At 63.8% G+C, this 20,623-nt stretch carries 19 protein-coding genes; 14 read left to right on the top strand and 5 right to left on the bottom strand.

Going from position 1 to position 20,623, the window contains the following annotated elements; genetic code table 11:
* Window positions 1–122 precede the first annotated feature (122 nt).
* From H7F36_RS11120 to H7F36_RS11095, 6 genes are read left to right on the top strand one after another with little or no spacing between them, the layout of a single operon-like run.
* The gene (locus H7F36_RS11120) at window positions 123–791 is read left to right on the top strand and encodes a GntR family transcriptional regulator (protein WP_187054718.1); all 669 of its coding nucleotides are present in this window, start codon (window positions 123–125) and stop codon (window positions 789–791) included.
* A complete protein-coding gene (locus H7F36_RS11115) occupies window positions 788–2,239 on the top strand; it encodes a malonyl-CoA decarboxylase (protein WP_187054717.1) in 1,452 nt (483 codons plus the stop codon). The genes H7F36_RS11120 and H7F36_RS11115 overlap by 4 nt, the downstream gene beginning before the upstream one ends.
* 40 nt (window positions 2,240–2,279) lie before the next feature.
* Window positions 2,280–3,305, top strand: a complete 1,026-nt coding sequence (gene dctP / locus H7F36_RS11110) for a TRAP transporter substrate-binding protein DctP (RefSeq protein WP_187054716.1) — start codon at window positions 2,280–2,282, stop codon at window positions 3,303–3,305.
* Window positions 3,302–3,898: a TRAP transporter small permease gene (locus H7F36_RS11105; protein WP_187054715.1), complete on the top strand. Its 597-nt coding sequence runs from the start codon at window positions 3,302–3,304 to the stop codon at window positions 3,896–3,898. The genes dctP and H7F36_RS11105 overlap by 4 nt, the downstream gene beginning before the upstream one ends.
* Entirely contained in the window at window positions 3,895–5,256 is a 1,362-nt protein-coding gene (locus H7F36_RS11100) for a TRAP transporter large permease (protein ID WP_187054714.1), read from the top strand. Before H7F36_RS11105 ends, H7F36_RS11100 begins: the two co-directional genes overlap by 4 nt.
* A 23-nt stretch (window positions 5,257–5,279) precedes the next feature.
* The gene (locus H7F36_RS11095) at window positions 5,280–6,809 is read left to right on the top strand and encodes a malonate--CoA ligase (protein WP_187054713.1); all 1,530 of its coding nucleotides are present in this window, start codon (window positions 5,280–5,282) and stop codon (window positions 6,807–6,809) included.
* 126 nt (window positions 6,810–6,935) lie between these two features.
* Here H7F36_RS11095 and H7F36_RS11090 read toward each other — a convergent pair whose 3' ends face one another.
* Together H7F36_RS11090 and xdhC are read right to left on the bottom strand one after the other, a co-directional pair.
* On the bottom strand, window positions 6,936–8,141 hold the full coding sequence (locus H7F36_RS11090; RefSeq protein WP_187054712.1) for a urate hydroxylase PuuD: 1,206 nt from the start codon (window positions 8,139–8,141) through the stop codon (window positions 6,936–6,938).
* A gap of 177 nt (window positions 8,142–8,318) precedes the next feature.
* Window positions 8,319–9,125 (bottom strand): xanthine dehydrogenase accessory protein XdhC, encoded by an 807-nt coding sequence (gene xdhC / locus H7F36_RS11085; protein WP_187054711.1) that lies wholly within the window; start codon window positions 9,123–9,125, stop codon window positions 8,319–8,321.
* A gap of 128 nt (window positions 9,126–9,253) precedes the next feature.
* Here xdhC and H7F36_RS11080 point away from each other — a divergent pair, with 128 nt between their 5' ends.
* Window positions 9,254–9,748 (top strand): hypothetical protein, encoded by a 495-nt coding sequence (locus H7F36_RS11080; RefSeq protein ID WP_261802581.1) that lies wholly within the window; start codon window positions 9,254–9,256, stop codon window positions 9,746–9,748.
* Between the two features lie 27 nt (window positions 9,749–9,775).
* Here the strand turns inward: H7F36_RS11080 and uraH are convergent, their stop codons facing one another.
* Window positions 9,776–10,126: a hydroxyisourate hydrolase gene (uraH, locus tag H7F36_RS11075; RefSeq protein ID WP_187054709.1), complete on the bottom strand. Its 351-nt coding sequence runs from the start codon at window positions 10,124–10,126 to the stop codon at window positions 9,776–9,778.
* An 80-nt stretch (window positions 10,127–10,206) separates the two neighbouring features.
* Between uraH and H7F36_RS11070 the strand changes: the two genes are divergently transcribed.
* Genes H7F36_RS11070 through H7F36_RS11055 form a run of 4 tightly spaced genes read left to right on the top strand, consistent with a single transcriptional unit; the run spans window position 10,207 to window position 14,923 of the window.
* A complete protein-coding gene (locus H7F36_RS11070; RefSeq protein ID WP_410003076.1) occupies window positions 10,207–10,887 on the top strand; it encodes a GntR family transcriptional regulator in 681 nt (226 codons plus the stop codon).
* A 22-nt stretch (window positions 10,888–10,909) separates the two neighbouring features.
* On the top strand, window positions 10,910–11,896 hold the full coding sequence (gene puuE, locus H7F36_RS11065) for an allantoinase PuuE (protein ID WP_187054708.1): 987 nt from the start codon (window positions 10,910–10,912) through the stop codon (window positions 11,894–11,896).
* Window position 11,897: 1 nt separating this feature from the next.
* Window positions 11,898–13,676 carry a 2-oxo-4-hydroxy-4-carboxy-5-ureidoimidazoline decarboxylase gene (uraD, locus tag H7F36_RS11060; RefSeq protein WP_187054707.1) on the top strand — a complete coding sequence of 593 codons (1,779 nt, stop codon included), beginning with the start codon at window positions 11,898–11,900 and terminating at the stop codon, window positions 13,674–13,676.
* Window positions 13,677–13,690: 14 nt separating this feature from the next.
* The gene (locus tag H7F36_RS11055; RefSeq protein WP_187054706.1) at window positions 13,691–14,923 is read left to right on the top strand and encodes a M20 family metallopeptidase; all 1,233 of its coding nucleotides are present in this window, start codon (window positions 13,691–13,693) and stop codon (window positions 14,921–14,923) included.
* Window positions 14,924–15,002: 79 nt separating this feature from the next.
* Here H7F36_RS11055 and H7F36_RS11050 read toward each other — a convergent pair whose 3' ends face one another.
* Window positions 15,003–15,287: a DUF3606 domain-containing protein gene (locus H7F36_RS11050; protein ID WP_187054705.1), complete on the bottom strand. Its 285-nt coding sequence runs from the start codon at window positions 15,285–15,287 to the stop codon at window positions 15,003–15,005.
* 250 nt (window positions 15,288–15,537) lie between these two features.
* Here H7F36_RS11050 and H7F36_RS11045 point away from each other — a divergent pair, with 250 nt between their 5' ends.
* Entirely contained in the window at window positions 15,538–17,037 is a 1,500-nt protein-coding gene (locus H7F36_RS11045; protein WP_187054704.1) for a nucleobase:cation symporter-2 family protein, read from the top strand.
* 11 nt (window positions 17,038–17,048) lie between these two features.
* On the opposite strand, the gene H7F36_RS11040 is transcribed toward H7F36_RS11045, so the two are convergent.
* The gene (locus H7F36_RS11040) at window positions 17,049–17,876 is read right to left on the bottom strand and encodes a fumarylacetoacetate hydrolase family protein (protein ID WP_187054703.1); all 828 of its coding nucleotides are present in this window, start codon (window positions 17,874–17,876) and stop codon (window positions 17,049–17,051) included.
* Between the two features lie 143 nt (window positions 17,877–18,019).
* Between H7F36_RS11040 and H7F36_RS11035 the strand changes: the two genes are divergently transcribed.
* Window positions 18,020–19,093: an AI-2E family transporter gene (locus H7F36_RS11035; RefSeq protein ID WP_187054702.1), complete on the top strand. Its 1,074-nt coding sequence runs from the start codon at window positions 18,020–18,022 to the stop codon at window positions 19,091–19,093.
* A gap of 151 nt (window positions 19,094–19,244) precedes the next feature.
* The gene (locus H7F36_RS11030; RefSeq protein ID WP_187054701.1) at window positions 19,245–20,579 is read left to right on the top strand and encodes a cytosine deaminase; all 1,335 of its coding nucleotides are present in this window, start codon (window positions 19,245–19,247) and stop codon (window positions 20,577–20,579) included.
* Window positions 20,580–20,623 lie beyond the last annotated feature (44 nt).

Genomic DNA, 20,623 nt, shown 5'->3' with positions numbered 1-20,623 from the left:
TTCGCAATAATTACTCATAATTATGGGTAATTACCAAGAGTCATCAGCGACTTGCCCTGCTACCGTTCCTTCTCGGGCGAGCCGAACTTTTCGGTCGCCCGCCCCACCGAAACTAACCCGTCATGCGCCTCGTCCAGAGCTCTCTTCACGAAGAAGTCGCCAGCACCTTGCGCGAGCAGATCTTTGCGGGCACGCTGGCGCCCGGCAGCTTTCTCGATGAAGTCGCACTGTGCGAAAGGCTGGACATTTCCCGCACGCCGTTGCGCGAAGCGTTGAAAGTGCTGACCTCGGAAGGGCTGCTTCGGCACGAGCCGCGTCGCGGCTGTTTTGTCAGTGAAGTCACCGAGCAGGACCTTGACGAGATATTCCCAGTCATCGCGCTGCTGGAAGGTCGCTGCGCTTACGAGGCGGCCCGCAATGCCAGCGATGCCGATCTGGTCGACCTCGCTGTGCTGCACGAGCGGCTGAGCGAGCATGCGCAGGCCGGTCGCATACAGGACTACTACGCGACCAACTTCGCCATTCACGAGGCGATCATCGCGCTGGCCGACAACCGATGGCTGGCGCAAGCCATCGCCGATCTGCGCAAGATCCTCAAGCTGTCGCGCCTTCAATCATTGGGCGCACCGGGCCGGATGGCGCAGAGTTTGTCGGAACATATGACCGTGTTCGCAGCGCTTAAAAGCCGCGACAGCGAAGGTGCGGATGCCGCCATGCGAACCCACCTGACGCGGCAACGCGACGCACTGCGTGAGCTGGCCCGCAGCCAACGATCGAGGTTTGCATCGTGACCGCAGCGGACTGGCTCAACCGCAACGTGTCGCGCCTTGGCGGTGACAAGAAGACAGCGAAAACGCCGACGGCCGCTGCAGATGCGGCGATGCCGGCACCGGCTCCGGCCCGCAGTACGCGTGAACGCCTGGCGGCCACCTTGCGACAGAAAGAAGAGGCGCTGTCGCCGCGCGTGTTGCGCCGCACGCTGCAGGAGTTGAAGGCCATCGTCGATCCGCAAGTCAGCGAAGTCGAGGGCGGACGCCGCGCCCACGGCGTGGCCGGCTGGTACGCCGGCGCCACGCAGGACGAGCGACGCGACATGTGGCTGCTGATGAGCGAGCAGTTCGTCGCCGACGCGCAGAAAACGCAGCTGGCCCAGGCGCAGTTCGCCCGTGCAGTCGGCACGCCCGACGAGGCTGTCGCAGAAGTGCGCTATCGCCGTGCCACCGTGTCACCGCGCCGGCGTCTGCTGCAGCGCTTCAGCGTGTTTCCGGAAGGCATCCGTTTTCTGGTCGACCTGCGCGCCGACCTGTTGCCGCACCTCAAGTCCGACAAGCGGCTGCAGGCGCTGGATGTCGAGATGGAATACATGTTCTCGACCTGGTTCGACGTGGGCTTTCTGGAGCTGCGCCGTATCAGTTGGGACTCGCCGGCGTCGCTGATCGAAAAGCTGATCCGCTACGAGGCGGTGCACGACATCAAGAGCTGGGCCGACGTCAAGAACCGGCTCGACTCGGACCGCCGGTGCTACGGATTTTTTCATCCGCGCCTGCCGGACGATCCGCTGATTTTTGTCGAAGTGGCATTGGTCGACCGCATGACCGACAGCATCACGCCGCTGCTGGACGAGTCGGCCGACACCACCGATCTGAGCAAGGCCACCACCGCTATTTTTTATTCGATCAGCAACACGCAGGCAGGCCTGCGCGGCGTGAGTTTTGGCGACTCGCTGATCAAGCGGGTGGCGGAGACGCTGAAGGAAGAGTTCCCCAAGCTGAAGGCGTTCGCCACGCTGTCGCCCATTCCCGGTTTTCGCAGCTGGCTGGCCAAAAATGCCGGCGCCATGATCGAAAAGCTGGATGTAAAAACACGGGCGACACTCGGCCGCGCTGTGGGTTTCGAGCCGCCGTTGGCGAATCACTTCCTGGCCGCCGCTGACGCTGCGCCGGCACTGGACGCTCGTTCTCCGGTGCGCCAGATGCTGCTGCGGTGTGCCGCCGAATACCTCGGTCGCGCGGTGCTCGATGGCAAGCCGCTGGACGCAGTGGCCCGGTTCCACCTGGGCAACGGCGCACGCGTCGAACGCCTGAACTGGGCCGGCGATCCGTCGGTCAAAGGCATGAAGCAGTCGTACGGACTGATGGTGAATTACCTCTACGACCTGAAACGCCTGGACAAGCACCGCGCCATGCTCGCTCAGGGTCAAATCCCGGCTTCCAGCGAGGTCGAAGGTTTGTATATGTGACGCGCGCTTGGTTTATTCCACATTGAGACAGGAGACAAAAATGACTTTCACACGACGCGACTTTCTGAATACCGCTGGTGCCACGGCACTGGGCGCAATGGCCGGCAACTCGTTTGCACAGGCAGGTGGCAGCAGCCTGAAAATCTCGCACCAGTTTCCGGGCGGCACCTTGACGGAGGGCGACTTTCGCGACCGGCTCTGTCGCCGCTTTGCGGCTGAAGTCGAGAAGCGGACCAATGGTGCATTGAAGTCATCGGTCTATGCCGGCTCGTCGCTGATGAAGACCAATGCCCAGTTCTCTTCCATGCGCAAGGGCGCACTCGACATGAGCCTGGTTCCGCTGTCGTACGCCGGTGGCGAGGTGGCCGAGACCAACATCGGCTTGATGCCGGCGCTGGTGCCGAGCTACGAGCAGGCGGCCGCGTGGAAGAACGCCGAGGTCGGCAAGCTGCTGGCAAAGGTGCTGGACGACAAGGGCATCCTCATCGTCAGCTGGATCTGGCAAGCCGGCGGCGTCGCCAGTCGCACCCGCGCACTGCTCACGCCCGACGATGCCAAGGGCCTGAAGGTGCGCGGCGGCAGCCGCGAGATGGACATGATGCTCAAGCAAGCCGGCGCCTCGGTCATCACCTTGCCCTCCAATGAAATCTACGCGTCGATGCAGACCGGCGCGATGGACGCGGCCATGACGTCGAGCACCAGCTTCATCTCGTTCAAGCTCGAAGAGATCGCCAAGCACCTGACGTCGGGCCGCGACAAGACCTACTGGTTCATGCTGGAGCCACTGATGATTTCGAAAGAGGTCTTCGGCAAGCTGCCCAAGGCGCAACAGGACGTGGTGATGGCGGTCGGCGCCGAAATGGAAATCTTCGGACGCGACGCGGCCCGTGCCGACGACAAGATCGCGGCCGATGTCTACGCCAAGGCCGGCGCGGCGGTGGTCGACATGGACGAAGCCACGCTGAAGAAATGGCAGACCATCGCGCGCGCCACCGCCTGGAAGGATTTCAGCGACAGAAACGAGTCCTGCGCGGCGCTGCTCAAGGCAGCGCAGAAACTGGCATGAGCCACGAGTTCATTCCGCCTGCCGTCGACGGCACGGCATTGCCACGTGTCGCTGTTCAGATCGATCCGTTCACGCCGCGTGCGTTGCAGCCGTTGGCTCGCGCGCTGCTGTGGGTCAATCGCGCCATGGTCATCCTGGGCATGGTGACCCTGCTGCTGGCCGCGCTGGTACTGACCTACAGCGTGGTCTCGCGCTATGTCATGCAGGCTTCGACCGACTGGCAGGACGAGGCGGCGGTGTTCTGCCTGGTTGCAGCCACTTTTCTTTGCGCGGCCTATGTGCAGTCGCTGCGTGGCCATATCGGCATCGAAGCCGTGGCCGGCTGGCTACCCCAATCCCTCGACAAGTGGCGCCTGATGCTGGTCGATTTGATGAGCCTGCTTTTCTGTGCGTTTTTTTCCTGGAAGTCCTGGGCGCTGTTCCATGAGGCTTGGGTCGAGCAACAGACCACGTCCTCGTCCTGGGCGCCCCCGCTGACGATTCCCTACGGCATCATGGCCGCGGGCATGACCCTGCTCGGCCTGCAACTGCTGGTGCAGTTCAGTGCCCGACTCAATGCGCTGACCAAATCGTCCGACGGAGTGAGGTCATGAGCATGCTCGGAATAGGTCTTTTTTTCGGCGGCATGACGCTGCTGTTCATGTTCTCCGGTGCGCCGATTTCTTTCGCGCTGGGCAGCGTCGCCGTGCTGTTCATGTACCTGTTCATGCCTGCGTCGGCCCTCAATACGGTCACGCAAAACGTCTATGAAGAAATGGCCAGCGTCACGTTGCTGTCGATTCCGCTGTTCATCCTGAAGGGCGCCGCCATCGGCAGATCGCGCGCAGGCCAGGACCTGTATGCCGCGATGCATGTCTGGATGGGCCGCATCCCCGGCGGGCTGGGCATTGCCAACGTGTTCGCCTGTGCGCTGTTCGCAGCGATGGCCGGCTCCAGCCCGGCGACCTGCTCGGCCATCGGCAGCGCGGGCATTCCGGAAATGCGCCGGCGCGGTTATTCGCCCGGCTTCGCCGCCGGCATCATCGCGGCGGGCGGCACGTTGGGCATCCTCTTGCCGCCTTCGGTGACGATGATTCTCTACGCCGTGGCGGCCGAACAATCGCTGGGTCGACTGTTCCTGGCGGGCATCTTTCCGGGCGTGCTGCTGGTGGCTTTGTTCGCCGTTTACGCCGTGCTGCGTTACCGCAAGGAGTACCGGCTGGCAGAGGCCGAGTACACGCGCTCGGGCACGGCGTCGGCGCTGCTGGAGCACGAGACCTTCAGCACGCGGCAGAAGTTCGAGATGCTTCCGCGCGTCGTCCCTTTCGTGCTCCTGCTGATTGGCGTGATGGTCGCCCTGTACGGCGGCTTCGCCACGCCGAGCGAGACAGCCGGGCTGGGGGCTGTGCTGGCGCTGCTGCTGATCGCCGTGATCTACGGCGTCTGGCGGCCGCGCGACGTGGCACCGATCCTCACCGCCACGCTCAAGGAGTCGTCGATGCTGATGCTGATCATCGGCATGTCGCTGCTGTTCTCTTACGTGATGAGCTATCTGCACATCAGCCAGTCGACGGCCGAGTGGGTGGTCGGCATGCACCTGTCGCGCTGGGTGCTGCTGGCCACCGTCCTCGTGATGGTGATCTTGCTGGGTTTCTTTTTGCCGCCGGTCAGCATCATCCTGATGACGGCGCCGATCATCCTGCCGCCGCTGAGAGCTGCCGGCTTCGACTTGATCTGGTTCGGCGTGCTGATGACCATCGTGATGGAGACCGGGCTGATTCATCCGCCGGTAGGCCTGAACATCTTTGTCATCAAGAACATCGCGCCCGATATTCCCCTGAATGAAATCATCTGGGGCGTGCTGCCATTCGTGCTGTTGATGCTGCTGGCCGTGGTGCTGATCTGCGTGTTCCCCGGCATCGCCACCGCGCTACCGGATGCCGTGATGGGCGCCATCGCGGCCAAGTCCTGATTGCCTTCCCAATGATTCGAGCCATGCAAAACGACAATCTTTTTTCTGCCCTGCGCGCGGCATTTCCAGCTGACCTTGCCGGCGTTGCCATCGAGACCGAGCACGCGCTGAACTACACGTGGCAGGACATCGAAAGGGCCACCGCGATGATGGCCAACCTGCTGGTGTCGCTCAAGCTGCCGAAGGGCGCACGCGTTGCGGTACAGGTCGAAAAATCCGTTGAAGCGGCATTGCTCTACCTGGCAACGCTGCGCGCCGGCTATGTCTTCCTGCCACTGAACACGGCCTACCAGCGCGGAGAAATGGCGTATTTCATCGGCAATGCCGAGCCGAGTGTCGTGGTGTGCAGCCCGCAGAATATCGGCTGGGTCGGCGAGCTCGCCGCCGAGGCCGGTGTGCCGCACGTCTTCACGCTGGGTGACGACCGCAGCGGCACCTGGCTGGAGCGCGCCGCGCACTGCAGCGACCGGCACCAGGTCGCAGTCAAGACGACCGATGACCTGGCCGCGATCCTCTACACCAGCGGCACCACGGGCCGCAGCAAGGGCGCGATGCTGTCGCACGGCAACCTGCTGAGCAACGCGCAGGTGCTGAAAAAATACTGGGGCTGGAAGCCCGGCGACGTGCTGATTCACGCGCTGCCGATCTTTCACGTCCATGGGCTTTTCGTGGCATTGCATGGCGCGCTGATCAACGGCAGCAAGATGATCTGGCTGGCGAAGTTCGACCCCAAGCGGGTCGTCAGCAAGCTGCCCGAAGCGACGGTCTTCATGGGCGTCCCCACGTTGTATGTGCGTCTGCTGGCCGAGCCCGGCCTGACACGCGAGGCCTGCAGAAACATGCGGCTCTTCATCGCCGGTTCGGCACCGCTGCTGATCGAGACCTTCAACGAGTGGAACGAACGCACCGGCCACACGATCCTGGAGCGCTACGGCATGAGCGAGACCGCCATGCTGACGTCCAACCCGTATGAAGAACCGCACGGCGATGAGCGGCGCGGCGGCACGGTCGGCTTCCCCTTGCCCGGTGTGTCGCTGCGAGTACGCGGCGAGGGTCAAGAGTCGCTGCCGGTGGGAGAGATCGGCGGCATCGAGGTCCAGGGCCCGAACGTCTTCGCCGGCTACTGGCGCATGCCCGAGAAAACCAAAGAGGAGTTCACCGAGGACGGGTTCTTCAAGACCGGCGACGTCGGCGTGGTGGATGCGCGTGGCTACGTAACCATCGTCGGCCGCAGCAAGGATTTGATCATCAGCGGCGGCTACAACGTGTATCCGGCCGAGATCGAGGGCAGCATCAACGAGATGCCCGGCGTGGCCGAAAGCGCCGTGGTCGGCGTGCCCCACAAGGACTTCGGCGAAGTGGGTGTGGCACTGGTGATTGCCAAGCCGGGCACGGCGCCCGATCCGCAAAAGATCCTGGCCGAGTTGAAGTCGAAGCTGGCCAACTTCAAGATACCGAAGCAGTGCTTCGTCGTCGGCGAATTGCCACGCAATGCGATGGGCAAGGTGCAGAAGAAGCTGCTGCGGGAACAGTACGCCGCACTGTTTGCCTGAAGCAACGGGGGCGCGGATCGTATCTGGCGGCTGGGTGGCCGCGCTAGCGCAATACCGCAATACCGCGCGGTTGCATTACCGCGCTGCTGCGCTGCTCGATCCGACCGGGACTCGCCGGGCCAGGCCTTACTGGGTTTTGGCCCCCGCCTCGAACCAGCGCCCGATCAGCGCCCGCTCCGCATCGGTGATGCCGGTCGCGTTGTTCATCGGCATGATCTTCGTCACCACGACCTGCTGGTAGACGTTTTGCGCATGCTGCGCTACGAGCTCGGGTGAATCCAGACGCACGTTCTTCATTTGCATGGCGGCACCGTGACATGCATAGCAGCGCTGCTCCAGCACCTTCTGGACTTCGCCGAAGGCGACGACTTGCGTTGCCGCGCCCGCCACCGGAGCAGCCACCGGCTCCGGCTTCATCCAGACGATCGTCAGGCCGAGCACCACGACGCCGACCATCGCATACCCGATCGGATTGCGCGCATTGCCCAGCTTGAAACGATGCCGCACCACGAAGAACTGGCGAATGGCCGCGCCGCCCAGCATGATGAGCAGCAGCACGATCCAGTTGTACTTGTGCGTGTAGGTGAAGCTGTAGTGGTTGCTCAGCATCGCGAACAGCACCGGCAACGTGAAGTAGGTGTTGTGCACGCTGCGCTGTTTGCCACGCACACCGTGCGCGGGGTCGATAGGCCTACCTTCGCGCAGCGCCGCAACGTTCTTGCGCTGGCCCGGAATGATCCAGAAGAACACGTTGCCGCTCATCGTCGTGGCCATCATGGCGCCGACCAGCAAAAACGCCGCGCGGCCCGCGAACCAATGGCATGCCAACCACGTAGCAAAAGCGATGAAGACCGCGATCAGCAAGCCGACGGCCGTGTCGCCGTGCTTGCCCTTGCCGAACAACTGGCAGATGCCGTCGTAGACCATCCAGAACACGACGAAGAAGGCCAGCGCCACTGCAATGGCGGCACCGGGCTGCCAGTCCATCTTGCTCTTGTCGATGAGGTACGTGCTGGCATTCCAGAGGTACGACATGGTGAAGAGCGCGAAGCCCGTGAGCCAAGTCGAGTAGCTCTCCCAGTACGACCAGTGCAGATGGTCGGGCAGCACCTTGGGTGCGAGGCCGTACTTCTGCATGTTGTAGAAGCCGCCGCCGTGCACCGCCCACTGCTCGCCGCTCACGCCCTTGGCGAGCGACTCGTTGTCTTGCGGCTTTTCTAGGCTGTTGTCCAGCATCACGAAGTAGAACGAGGCACCGATCCATGCGACGGCGGTGATGACGTGGACCCAACGCAGCAGCAGGTTGGCCCAGTCGAGGTAATAACTTTCCATTTGCGCTCAACCCCGGAATGGTTCTGGCCTGCTCACCACCGCGGGGACTGTAAGCAGAGAGAGTGCCGCGAACGCAGTTCCGTGGAGGAAACTCGCTCCGCTGCGGCTTGTTGTGAACTGAAGTGTATACACGTTTAAGACGCCATTGGCGTTGTTTTTGAGGCCCCTCCTCCGGCGTCAGCCCATGGATTGCAACAACTGTGCCGCCACCGCCACAGCGATCACCTCAGGCTCCTTGCCGTGAATGCCGGGCGTGCCGATCGGGCAGGTGATGCGGTCCATCTCCGCATCGGTGAAACCGCGCGCTTCGAGCCGGTGCCTGAAGGTCGCCCACTTCGTCTTGCTGCCGATCAGGCCGACGTACGGCAGATCGTTGCGCTCCCGCACGCGCTTCAGGCACGCGATGACGATGTCGAGGTCTTCGGCATGGCTGAAGCTCATGATGAGGACGCGCGAGTTGGGCGCCAGCTGGGCCACGGCGTCTTGCACGGGCTCGGAATGTTCGGCATCGATCTGCGCGGGCAGCGCCGCTGGAAACACGCCGTCCCGGCTGTCGATCCAGCGCACCGAAAACGGCAGCGTCGCGAGCAACCGCCCGAGCGCGGCACCGACGTGGCCGCCACCGAACAATGCGACCGGCGGTAAATGCGCGACCAGCTCGCGCCTGAGCGCCGGCGCATCGTCGACGCCAATCACCTGGTAGCTCAGGAACATCACGCCCCCACAGCACTGCCCCAGGCTCGGACCGAGCGGGTAGCGCCGCACGCCGTCGATGGGTGGCGCGCCGGCCAGCACGGCGCGCGCTTCTTCGGTCGCCTGGAACTCGAGTTGCCCGCCGCCGATGGTGCCGGTGAGGCCATTTGCCCACACCGCCATCCAGGTGCCGGCCTCGCGAGGGGCCGACCCTTGCGTCGATGTCACGCGCACCAGCACAGCGTTTTCGTGCGCGAGGCGCGCCAGCAGTTCGTCGACGGCGCCGATCAAAACGGAAACCTCCGGTTGCCAATGCGCAGCGCGCCCGACGGGTTCGTGCTGCCGTCCACGGTATAAATCCGCCGATGAACTTCCAGTCCCTCTCGCCTCCCGGCTCGCCCACTTTTCTGCGTCGGGCGATGTCCCGCAATCTTGGTTTCGCAACTGCCCTCGTCGGAACCATCTGGCTGGTCGGCTGCGGCAGCACGAACCCGACCGCACCCATCACTTCGCCGGTGCCGGGCCAACTCAGTCGCGCCGCTGCGGACAGCACGGCAGGAAAGATCCCTCGCCCTTCGGCCGCCGCGACGCCGCGCGACTATCGGAAGGACGCCGCGCGTCACATCTACGACGGCAACAAGGACCGCATCTACGACGGCAAGCTGCCGCCGATGCTCTACGCGGTCGGCACCTTGCAGGTCAACCTCGATGTCAACGGCAAGGTCATTTCGATGCACTGGATGCGTGCGCCGACCCATGCGCCCGAAGTCATCGCCGAGATCGAACGCACCGTGCTCGAGGCCTCGCCTTTTCCGGCCGCCGCACGCATGGGCAAGGTCACATGGACCGACACCTGGCTGTGGGACCGCGGCGGCCATTTCCAGCTCGACACGCTCACCGAAGGACAGCTCTAGACGCCACAGGCGCATCGGCGTCATCGATCAGGAACCGCGGTAGGTCGAGTAGCCCCAGGGGCTGACCAGCAGCGGCACGTGGTAGTGCTGATCGGTATGCGCCACGCCGAAGTCGAGCGACACGCGGTTCAGGAAGTTGGGCTCGGGCAGCTTCACCCCGAGCGTTTTGAAGTAGCCCGCCACGTCGAACACCAGCCGGTAGGTGCCGACCTTGATGGTGTCGTTGTCGTAGAGCGGGCCATCGCTGCGGCCATCGGCATTGAGGGTGAAGCGCCGCACCAGCGTGGCGGTGTCGCCCTCGGTGGTGTACAGCGCGACCGACATGCCGGCGGCAGGGCTGCCATGCATCGTGTCCAGTACGTGTGTGCTCAAGCCCATGAGTGCCCCTTCATTTGTGTCGCTTCATTCGGTGGACAAAAGTGTATACAGTTACTGGCTTTGGGTCTATCATCAAAAACATGGATGCTGCCCCCGCCACCCTGTCGAGCACTCGCGCCATCGTCGATGCGCTTACCAAAGCCATAGTGGAGCACCGTCTGCAGCCCGGCAGCAAGTTGGCCGAACAAAAACTGGCCGACCACTTCGGCGTTTCGCGCACGCTGGTGAGGCAGGCTTTGTTCCAGCTTTCGCAGAATCGGCTGATCCGGCTCGAACCGGCACGCGGCGCCTTCGTCGCAGCGCCGGCGGTCGACGAAGCGCGCCAGGTTTTCGCAGTGCGCCGCATGCTGGAGACCGCGATGACGCGCGAGTTCGTGCAGAACGTGACCCCCGCCAAGATCAAGGCGCTGCGCGAGCACGTCGCGCTTGAAAAGGCAGCAGTCGCGGGCGAAGACATCTCCGACCGCACCGAGCTGCTCGGCGACTTTCATGTGCGCATGGCCGAGCTCATGGGCAACAAGGTGCTGGCGCAGATGCTCGGCGAGCTGATCTCGCGCTGCGCGCTCATTACGCTGATGTACCAGACCACCAGCGCTGCCGAGCACTCCAACGACGAGCACGCCGATATCGTGAAGGCGTTGGCCGCCAAGGACGAAGAGCGTGCCGTCCGCCTCATGGCCGAACACCTAGAGCATGTCGAGGCCCATCTCGTTTTCGACCGGAAAGTCCCGACCCACGACATCACTCTGGCGCTGTCCTGAGACCCCGCCACCGGAGCCACACATGACCCCCACCCAAGACAAACGCCAGGACAACGAACAAGACCGCCAGCCCGCGGTCTACCCGCGCGACATGGTCGGCTATGGCCGCAACCCGCCGCACGCGCAATGGCCGGGCCAGGCCAAGATCGCATTGCAGTTCGTCTTGAACTACGAAGAAGGCGGCGAGAACAATCCGCTGCACGGCGACGCGACCTCGGAGACGTTTCTGTCGGAACTGGTCACCGCGCAGGCCTACGAAAACCGCCACATGACGATGGAGTCGATGTACGAGTACGGCTCGCGCGCCGGTGTCTGGCGCATCCTGCGCGAGTTCGAATCGCGTGGCCTGCCGATGACGGTGTTCGGCGTCGGCATGGCGCTGCAGCGCTACCCCGAGCTGCTCGACGCCTTCATGAAGAACGGCTACGAAATCGCCAACCACGGACTGCGCTGGATTCATTACCAGAACCTGCCGATCGCCACAGAGAAGCGTCACATCGACATCGGAACCCAGGTGATCCGCGACATGACGGGCGGGCAATGGCCGGTCGGCTGGTACACCGGCCGCGACAGCCCCAACACGCGCCGTCTTGTCGTCGACCAGGGCAGCTACGAGTACGACAGCGACTACTACGGAGACGACCTGCCGTTCTATACGCAGATGACCAAAACCGACGGCAGCGTGGTGCCACACCTGGTGGTGCCTTATTCGCTCGACTGCAACGACATGCGCTTCGTGCAGGCGCAGGGCTTCAACACCGGCGACCACTTCTTCAACTACCTGAAAGACAGCTTCGATGCGCTCTATGCCGAAGGCGAGGAAGCACCGAAGATGATGAGCATCGGCATGCATTGCCGCGTGCTCGGCAAGCCCGGCCGCATCGGCTCGCTCAAGCGTTTTCTCGACTACGTGCAAGGTCACGAGCGCGTATGGATTTGCCGACGCGTCGACATCGCGCGGCACTGGAAGCAGGTGCATCCCTTCGTTCCCATGGCCACCGGAGCCTGACATGGCCCTCACCATCGACCAGTTGAACGCGGCCACGCCGGCACAAGCCGTCGCGTTGCTCGACGGCATCTACGAACACTCGCCCTGGGTGGCAGAGAAGGCATTGCAAGCGCGGCCCTTCCGCTCGTTGCAGCACCTGAAGCACGCGATGGCGCAGGCCGTGACCAACGCTACCGCGGACCAGCAGCTCGCATTGATCCGCGCGCACCCCGAACTCGCCGGCAAGCAGATGGAGCGCAACACGCTCACCGCCGAATCGACCAACGAACAGGGCAAGGCCGGGCTCACCAACTGCACGGCCGAAGAGCTGGCGCACATCCGCCGACTCAACGCCAGCTACGGGCAGAAGTTCGGCTTTCCCTTCATCCTTGCCGTGCGAGGACCGCGCGGCACGGGCCTCTCCAAGCGCGAGATCATCGACACCTTCGAGCGCCGCGTGCATCACCATCCGTCGTTCGAGCAAGGCGAGGCGCTGCGCAACATCCATCGCATCGCCGAGATTCGGCTCGGCGACAAGTTCGCCCACATACCGACGCTCGGCAACGAGGTGTGGGACTGGCAGGAGGCGCTGTCGGTGCACACCGATCCGGGCTATGCCGAACTCGGCCAGCTCACCGTCACCTACCTCACCGACGCGCACCGCGCCTGCGCCGCGCAGCTCGCGCAGGGCATGCGCGATTGCGGCTTCGACACCGTCGGGATCGACGCGGTCGGCAACGTGGTCGGCCGCTACGAGGCGACGACACCCGATGCGAAAGCGCTGCTCACAGGCTCGCACTACGACACCGTGCGCAATGGCGGAAAGTACGACGGACGGCTCGGCATCTTCGTGCCGATGGCCTGCGTGCGCGAACTCAAGAAGCTGAACCGCCGCCTGCCCTTCGCCTTCGAAGTCGTCGGCTTTGCCGAAGAAGAAGGCCAGCGCTACAAGGCGACCTTTCTGGGATCGGGCGCGCTCATCGGGCACTTCAATCCAGCCTGGCTCAATCAGCAGGACGCCGATGGCGTGACCATGCGCAATGCGATGGCGCACGCCGGACTCGAGCCTGAAGACATCCCGAAGATCCAGCGCGACCCCAAGAAATACCTGGGCTTCGTCGAGGTCCACATCGAGCAAGGCCCGGTGCTGAACGAGCTCGACCTGCCGCTGGGCATCGTGACCTCGATCAACGGCAGCGTGCGCTATGTGGGCGAGGTCATCGGCATGGCGAGCCACGCCGGCACCACGCCGATGGACCGGCGCCGCGACGCTGGCGCAGCGGTGTCGGAACTCATCCTGTTCGCCGAGCAACGTGCCGGCAAAGATGGCGATTCGGTGGCCACGGTCGGCATGCTGCAGGTGCCTAACGGCTCCATCAATGTCGTACCCGGCAGCTGCAAGTTCAGCCTCGACATTCGCGCGCCGAACAACATGCAGCGCGATGCCGTGGTCGGCGATGTGCTGGCCGCGCTGGCGGACATCTGCGAGCGCCGCAGCGTGCGCTACACGCTCGAAGAAACGATGCGTGCCGCCGCGGCGCCGAGCGATGCCGCATGGCAGCAGCGCTGGGAGAAGGCGGTCGACGCGCTCGGCATTCCACTTTTTCGCATGCCCAGCGGCGCTGGCCACGATGCGATGAAGCTGCACGAAGTCATGCCGCAGGCGATGCTCTTCGTGCGCGGGATCAACTCGGGCATCAGCCACAACCCGCTCGAATCGAGCACCAACGACGACATCCAGCTGGCGGTCGAAGCCTTCTCGCTTCTGCTCGACAACCTGGCGCTGGAACAGACGCACTGAACCCCGACAACCTCATGACCGACTACGCAAGGCTCGACGCCTGGATCGATGCGCACTTCGACGACGAAGTGAAGTTCCTGCAGAAGCTGGTGCGCGTGCCGACCGACACGCCACCGGGCAACAACGCGCCGCATGCAGACCGCACGGCGGAGCTGTTGAAGGACTTCGGTTTCGAAGCCGAGAAGCATCCGGTGCCGGCGCAGGAGGTCGCGGACTACGGACTCGAATCGATCACCAACCTGATCGTGCGGCGACACTACGGCGCGGCAGGCGAAGGCCTCACCGTCGCGCTAAATGCGCACGGCGACGTGGTGCCGCCCGGCGAAGGCTGGACGCACGACCCCTACGGCGGCGAGATCGACGACGGCAGCCTCTACGGCCGCGCGACGGCGGTGAGCAAGAGCGACTTCGCCAGCTTCACCTTCGCAACGCGCGCGCTCGAAGCCGTCGCCAGGCCGACCAAGGGCACCGTCGAATTGCACTTCACCTACGACGAGGAATTCGGCGGCCTTCTCGGCCCGGGCTGGCTGTTGAAGAACGGCCTGACCAAGCCCGACCTGATGATCGCCGCTGGCTTCAGCTACGAAGTGGTCACCGCGCACAACGGCTGCCTGCAGATGGAAGTAACGGTGCACGGCAAGATGGCACACGCCGCGATTCCTGACACCGGCATCGACGCATTGCAGGGCGCGACCAAAATCCTGAATGCCCTCTATGCGCAGAATGCGCTCTATAAAAAGGTGACGTCCAAGGTCGAGGGCATCGCGCACCCTTACCTCAACGTCGGCCGCATCGAAGGCGGCACCAACACCAACGTGGTGCCCGGCAAGGTCGTGTTCAAGCTCGACCGCCGCATGATCCCGGAAGAGAACCCGGTCGAGGTCGAGGCCGCCATCCGCAAAGTAATTGCCGATGCCGCAGCTGAATCCACTGGAATCACGGTCGACATCAAACGCCTGCTGCTCGCGAATTCGATGCGCCCGCTGCCCGGCAGCAAGCCGCTGGTCGACGCGATCCAGAAGCACGGCGCAACCATCTTCGGCGAACCGATCAAGGCGATGGGAACGCCTCTCTACACCGACGTACGGCTCTACGCCGAGGCCGGCATTCCGGGCGTGATCTACGGCGCCGGCCCGCGCACCGTGCTCGAGTCGCACGCCAAGCGCAACGACGAGCGCGTGCTGCTCGAAGACCTGCGCCGGGCCACCAAGGTGATCGCGCGGACGCTGGCAGATTTGCTGGCCTGAAGGGCAGACGTGCGCCCACGCCGTGGAAACTTCTCGCGGTAGTTCGCGGAGAGGACGAGCTCCTGCTGAGCCTGGCCAGTTATCCCAACGTTTCGCCGTTCGCCTGGGCGAGGTAACTGGTCACCTGCCTTGAGGAATGCCCGACAGCATGGACCGCCGCTTCGAGCTCCGACCTCGTGCATCCCAGCTGCGTGATCCAGGACTGGGCAGTCACCGGATCGTCCAGCGCCACCCACTTGCGCTCTACATCGGCAAGCTCGAAAGAAAGAAGCCCGAGTTCAGGTACGCGTGGGCCTGCACCCTGCATTGAGGCGGCCAGCGACTGGAATTGTTCCATCAGGCGAGCTTTGTCCGGGATGTCCATGGGATGCCTTGAGACTGTGTGTCCCCGGTCTACGGACCCGGGCAGTCTTCGGATCACGATGGCATCGTGGCCTGGCGCCAAGTCCTACGGCAGCCCCGCTGCCACCGGCTGGCGTGAAGCTTGCAACCCCGCCTCGGCGACGCCGCAAAACGAGCCCGACACCGCAGAGCGTGCGGGTTTCTCGCTATTCAGCAAGCCCGATGCTTTGTATACAGTTTCGCGTACAACTTGGTGAACAGGAAACATCGGCATGACGGATTCACTTTCGCAAGCGGCTCACCCGGCCGTTCATCCCGTGGACCAGCACCTGCCAGCGGGCAAGCTCGCTGCCCTGGGCCTGCAGCACGTTCTGGTCATGTATGCAGGCGCCGTCGCGGTGCCGCTCATCGTCGGCCGCGCGCTCAAGCTGAGCCCGGACGAGGTCGCACTGCTGATCTCTGCCGACCTGTTTTGCTGCGGCATCGCCACGCTGATCCAGTCGCTCGGCGCGACGCAATGGTTCGGCGTCAAGCTGCCGGTCATGATGGGCGTGACCTTTGCGTCGGTGGCACCGATGGTCGCCATCGCCAGTGCCAACCCGGGCCAGTCCGGTGCGCAGTTGCTGTTCGGCTCGATCATCGGCGCCGGCATCATCTCCATCCTGATCGCCCCGCTGGTGAGCCGAATGCTGAGGTTCTTTCCGCCGGTGGTCACCGGCACCATCATCGCGGTCATCGGCATCAGCTTGATGCGCGTCGGCATCAACTGGATCTTCGGCAATCCGTTCGGGCCCACTGCGCCCAACGTGGTCGACCCGGCCTACGCCAAGTGGCTTGCCGACGTGACTTCACCCGGCTCGGCGATTCCGCCGCTGCCCAAGGGCCTGGCCATCCTGCCGACGGTGCCCAACCCCAAGTACGCCGACCTCACGGGCGTCGGCATCGCGGCGCTGGTGCTGGTGTCGATCTTGCTGATCGTCAAGTTCGCCAAGGGCTTCGTCGCCAACATCTCGGTGCTGCTCGGCATCGTGATCGGCGCCGTGGTTGCGACGGCCCTGGGCATCATGACTTTCGAGAAAGTCGGCAAGGCGGCGTGGGTCGACGTGGTGCTGCCGTTCCACTTCGGCATGCCGCAGTTCGATCCGTTTTTGATCTTCACCATGACGCTCGTGATGATCGTGGTGATGATCGAATCGACCGGCATGTTCCTGGCGCTGGGCGAAATGACCAACCGCAAGATCAGCCAGCAAGACCTGGCGCGTGGCCTGCGCACCGATGGCCTGGGCACGCTGATCGGCGGCATCTTCAACACCTTTCCGTACACCAGCTTTTCGCAGAACGTCGGGCTGGTCGCGGTCACCGGCGTGAAGAGCCGCTTCGTCTGCGTGGCGGGCGGCGTGATCCTTGTCGTGCTGGGACTGTTGCCCAAGATGGCGGCGCTGGTGGAGTCGTTGCCCACTGTGGTGCTCGGCGGCGCCGGGCTCGTGATGTTCGGCATGGTCGCTGCCACCGGCATCCGCATTCTGTCGGGCGTCGACTTCAAGACCAACCGGCACAACGCGATGATCGTCGCGGTGTCGATCGGCGTCGGCATGATCCCGCTCATTGCGCCCAACTTCAAGCAGTGGATGCCGCACAGCATTCACTCGCTGATCGAGTCAGGCATCCTGCTGACGTCGATCGCGGCGGTGTTGCTGAACCTGTTTCTGAACGGGACCACGCACGACGAAGAGGCGATCGTCAACGCGGCGCGGCAGGCCGAGGCGCACTAGCGCACCAGCGCTCAGACCACCTTCACCTTGATGTCGTAGAGCCCGTCGATGTGCCCCGTCATCACATCGCCGACGACGACCGGGCCGACGTTCTCCGGCGTGCCCGAATAGATGATGTCGCCGGGAAACAGCTCGTTGTAGGTCGACAGGTTGGCGATCTGTTCGGCCACGCTCCAGATCATTTTCGACAGGTCACTCGACTGCTTGACCTCCCCATTCACCTTCAGCGAAATCGCGCCCTCGGTGAAGTGCCCGGTCTGGCTCACCGGATGCAGATGGCTGACCACGGCCGAGTGGTCGAACGACTTGCCGATCTCCCACGGCTTCTTTTCTGCGGCCATGGCGTTCTGCAAATCGCGGCGAGTCATATCGAGCCCCACGGCATAGGCATAGACGCAATCGAGCGCCTGCTCCGGCCGGATGTTGCGGCCGCCTTTGTGCAGCGCCGCTACGAGTTCGACCTCGTAGTGGTAGTTCTTCGTGACTGGCGGATACGGGTGATCGACAGTCACACCACGCGGCACCAATTGCACCGAGTCGTTCGGTTTTTGAAAAAAGAACGGCGGCTCGCGGGTCGGGTCGGAACCGCGTTCGATCGCATGCGCAGCATAGTTGCGGCCGATGCAGTAGACGCGCCGCACCGGAAACACCTCGTCGCTGCCCATGATCGGGATGGTGCTGCCCATCACCTGGAACTTGGGGATGCCGCCGGCCGTTGGATTGCCGGACGTCCCCGATGTAGTCGAAGTGGCGCAGCCTGCAAGGGCACCGGCACCGACCGCGGTTCCAAGTTGCAGCAATGCCCTGCGGCGTGAGGGTTGGGCTTTTTCCTGTGTCATGTCTTTGGTTGTCTTTCAGGTCATCGAGATCGATGTCAGCCTACGACGGTGCACCCCAACTGGAATCGGTATTGGCCCGGAGTGCCAGCAGAGCGCATCAGCCGACAAGTACCGTCCTGCCGCTCGGCTACAGTCCGAGCCATATGAATTCCCCTCAACTCCAGCGCGGCGTGTTTCTGGCGCTTTTGTTCGCCGTCACCGCCGCCTTCGTCTGGGTGTTGATGCCTTTTTTCGGTGCGGTGATGTGGGGCGTGGCCCTGGCCATCCTGTTCACGCCGCTCTACAACCTGCTGCTGAAAAAGATGCCGAAGCGCAGGACACTGGCCGCGATGGCCACCCTCGCGATCTGTCTCGTCATCGTGATCCTGCCGCTGGCGCTGGTTGGCGTTTCGCTGGTGCAGGAGGTGGCCTTGGTGGCGCAAAACATCCGTTCGGGGCAGATCAACTTCGCCAACTACTTTCAGCAAATCCTGGCCGCATTGCCTCGCTGGTTGCTGAATCTCCTCGAGCGCTTCAACCTCGGCGATATGGCTGCATGGGAGGCGCGCATCACCGCCGGCGCCGCAGAAGGCAGTCAATTGGTCGCGGGCAAGGCGCTGACCATCGGGCAGAACACCTTCGACTTCCTGGTGAGCTTTTTCGTGATGCTCTACCTGCTGTTCTTCCTGCTGCGCGACGGTGCACCTTTGTCCAAGAAGATTCGCGACGCCTTGCCGCTCGCGAAACCGCACACGCACTACCTGCTCAACAAGTTCACCACCGTCATCCGCGCGACCATCAAAGGCAACGTGGCAGTGGCGATTGCGCAGGGCACGATCGGAGGCCTCTCCTTTTTCTTTCTCGGCGTGCAGGGCGCGCTGCTCTGGGCCGTGCTGATGGCGTTTCTGTCGCTGCTGCCGGCAGTGGGCGCAGCGCTGATCTGGGGACCGGTCGCCATCTACTTTCTGGCGACCGGGCACTTCTGGCAAGGCGGCGTGCTGATCTTCGTCGGCGTGTTCGTCATCGGGCTGGTCGACAACATCCTGCGGCCGCTGCTGGTCGGCAAAGACACGCAGATGCCCGACTACATCGTGCTGATGTCGACCATCGGCGGCATCGCGGTTTTCGGCATCAACGGCTTCGTGATCGGACCGCTGATCGCGGCGCTCTTCATGGCGGCGTGGGATCTTTTTGCCATCTCGAACGAAAACGACGAGAAGACGACCGGGACGCACTAGCTCGGCGTGCGTGCAACTCGTCTGCGCCGACTTTGTCGACCATGGCCCAGCACAGGCACAGTCCTTGCTCGCCATTGAAGCCCGACCCTCACCGCATGCGCAGTCTCGTACGCCACCGCGCCAGGCCCATTTTTGTCTTTCCCCGCAGCCCATGACCCACTCCTTCTTTCAACCACCCGCGACATCGCGCTATGCCCTGCGCCAACTCAGCGCACCGGGTTGCCTGGTCGAGGGCGACTTTCCGGCGCGCCGCTCCGAAGGCCTCGTCGGCATCGATCTGCTGGTCGAGAACGGTCGCATCGCCGCCATCGAGCCGGCCGGCACGCTGCCCGCAGAACTGGGCCCCGATCTCGATGCGTCGATGGTGTTGCCGGGCATGGTCGACTGCCACACCCACCTCGACAAGGGACACATCTGGCCGCGTCAGCCCAACACCACCGGCGATGGTGCGGGCGCCGCAAAGGCCACGATGGCCGACCGCTCGGCGCACTGGAGCGCTGAAGACGTGCGGCGTCGCATGGAGTTCGGACTTTCGACCGCCTATGCCAAGGGCGTGGTCGCGATCCGCACGCACCTCGACTCGCTGGCACCGCAGTCTTCGATCTCGTTTCCGGTGCTGCGCGAAATGCGCGAGCGCTGGGCCGGCCGCATCGATCTGCAGGTGTCGTCGATCGCACCGATGGACATTTTCCTGACCGACGAAGGCCGCCAACTGGCCGACATCGTGGCCGAGAGTGGGGGCAACCTGGGTTGCGTCACGCGCTTCGGCAAGTACCCCGACGATCCGATGCCGGCGGAACTCGACGAGGCGCTGGCCAACGTGTTCACCCTGGCGATGGAACGCGGACTCGACATGGACCTGCATGTCGACGAGTCGACCGACCCGCGCTCGCGAACGCTGATTCGCGTGGCACGCACTGCGCTGCAAAAAGACTTTGCCGGCCGCATCCTGTGCGGGCATTGCACCGCGCTGGCCTTGCAGACCGATGAGTTCATCGAAGAGACGATCGCGGCCTGCCGCGATGCCGGCATCGACATCGTCAGCCTGCCGACAGTCAACATGTACCTGCAAGACCGCAGCCCGACGGCGCGCACGCCGCGTTGGCGCGGCGTCACCACGCTGCACGAAATGAAGGCGACCGGCTTGCGCGTGGCGGTGGCCGGCGACAACTGCCGCGACCCGTACTATGCCTACGGCGATCACGACATGCTCGACACCTTCACGCAGGCCGTGAAGATCCTGCATCTGGACCATCCGCTGGACGACTGGATCAAGGCCGCCACGGCCACCCCGGCCGCCATCATGGGCATCGACCGCGGCACGCTCGCGGTGGGCATGCCGGCCGACCTGATCGTGCTCAAGGCGCGCAACTATTCCGAGATGCTGGCGCGTACGCAGTTCGACCGCACCGTGATCCGCGACGGCAAGGCAATCGACACCTCGCTGCCCGACTACCGGCTTCTCGACGACATCGTGCACCTCTGAAGCCGGAGTTGGCGCCGGCTTGAAGGTATTTCCACTACACATGG

This window comes from Variovorax sp. PAMC28562 (assembly GCF_014303735.1).
In the GTDB taxonomy this organism is placed as follows: domain Bacteria; phylum Pseudomonadota; class Gammaproteobacteria; order Burkholderiales; family Burkholderiaceae_C; genus Variovorax.
The sequence above is the reverse complement of the archived record's forward strand: the minus strand, read 5'-3'. Positions and strand labels throughout refer to the sequence as shown.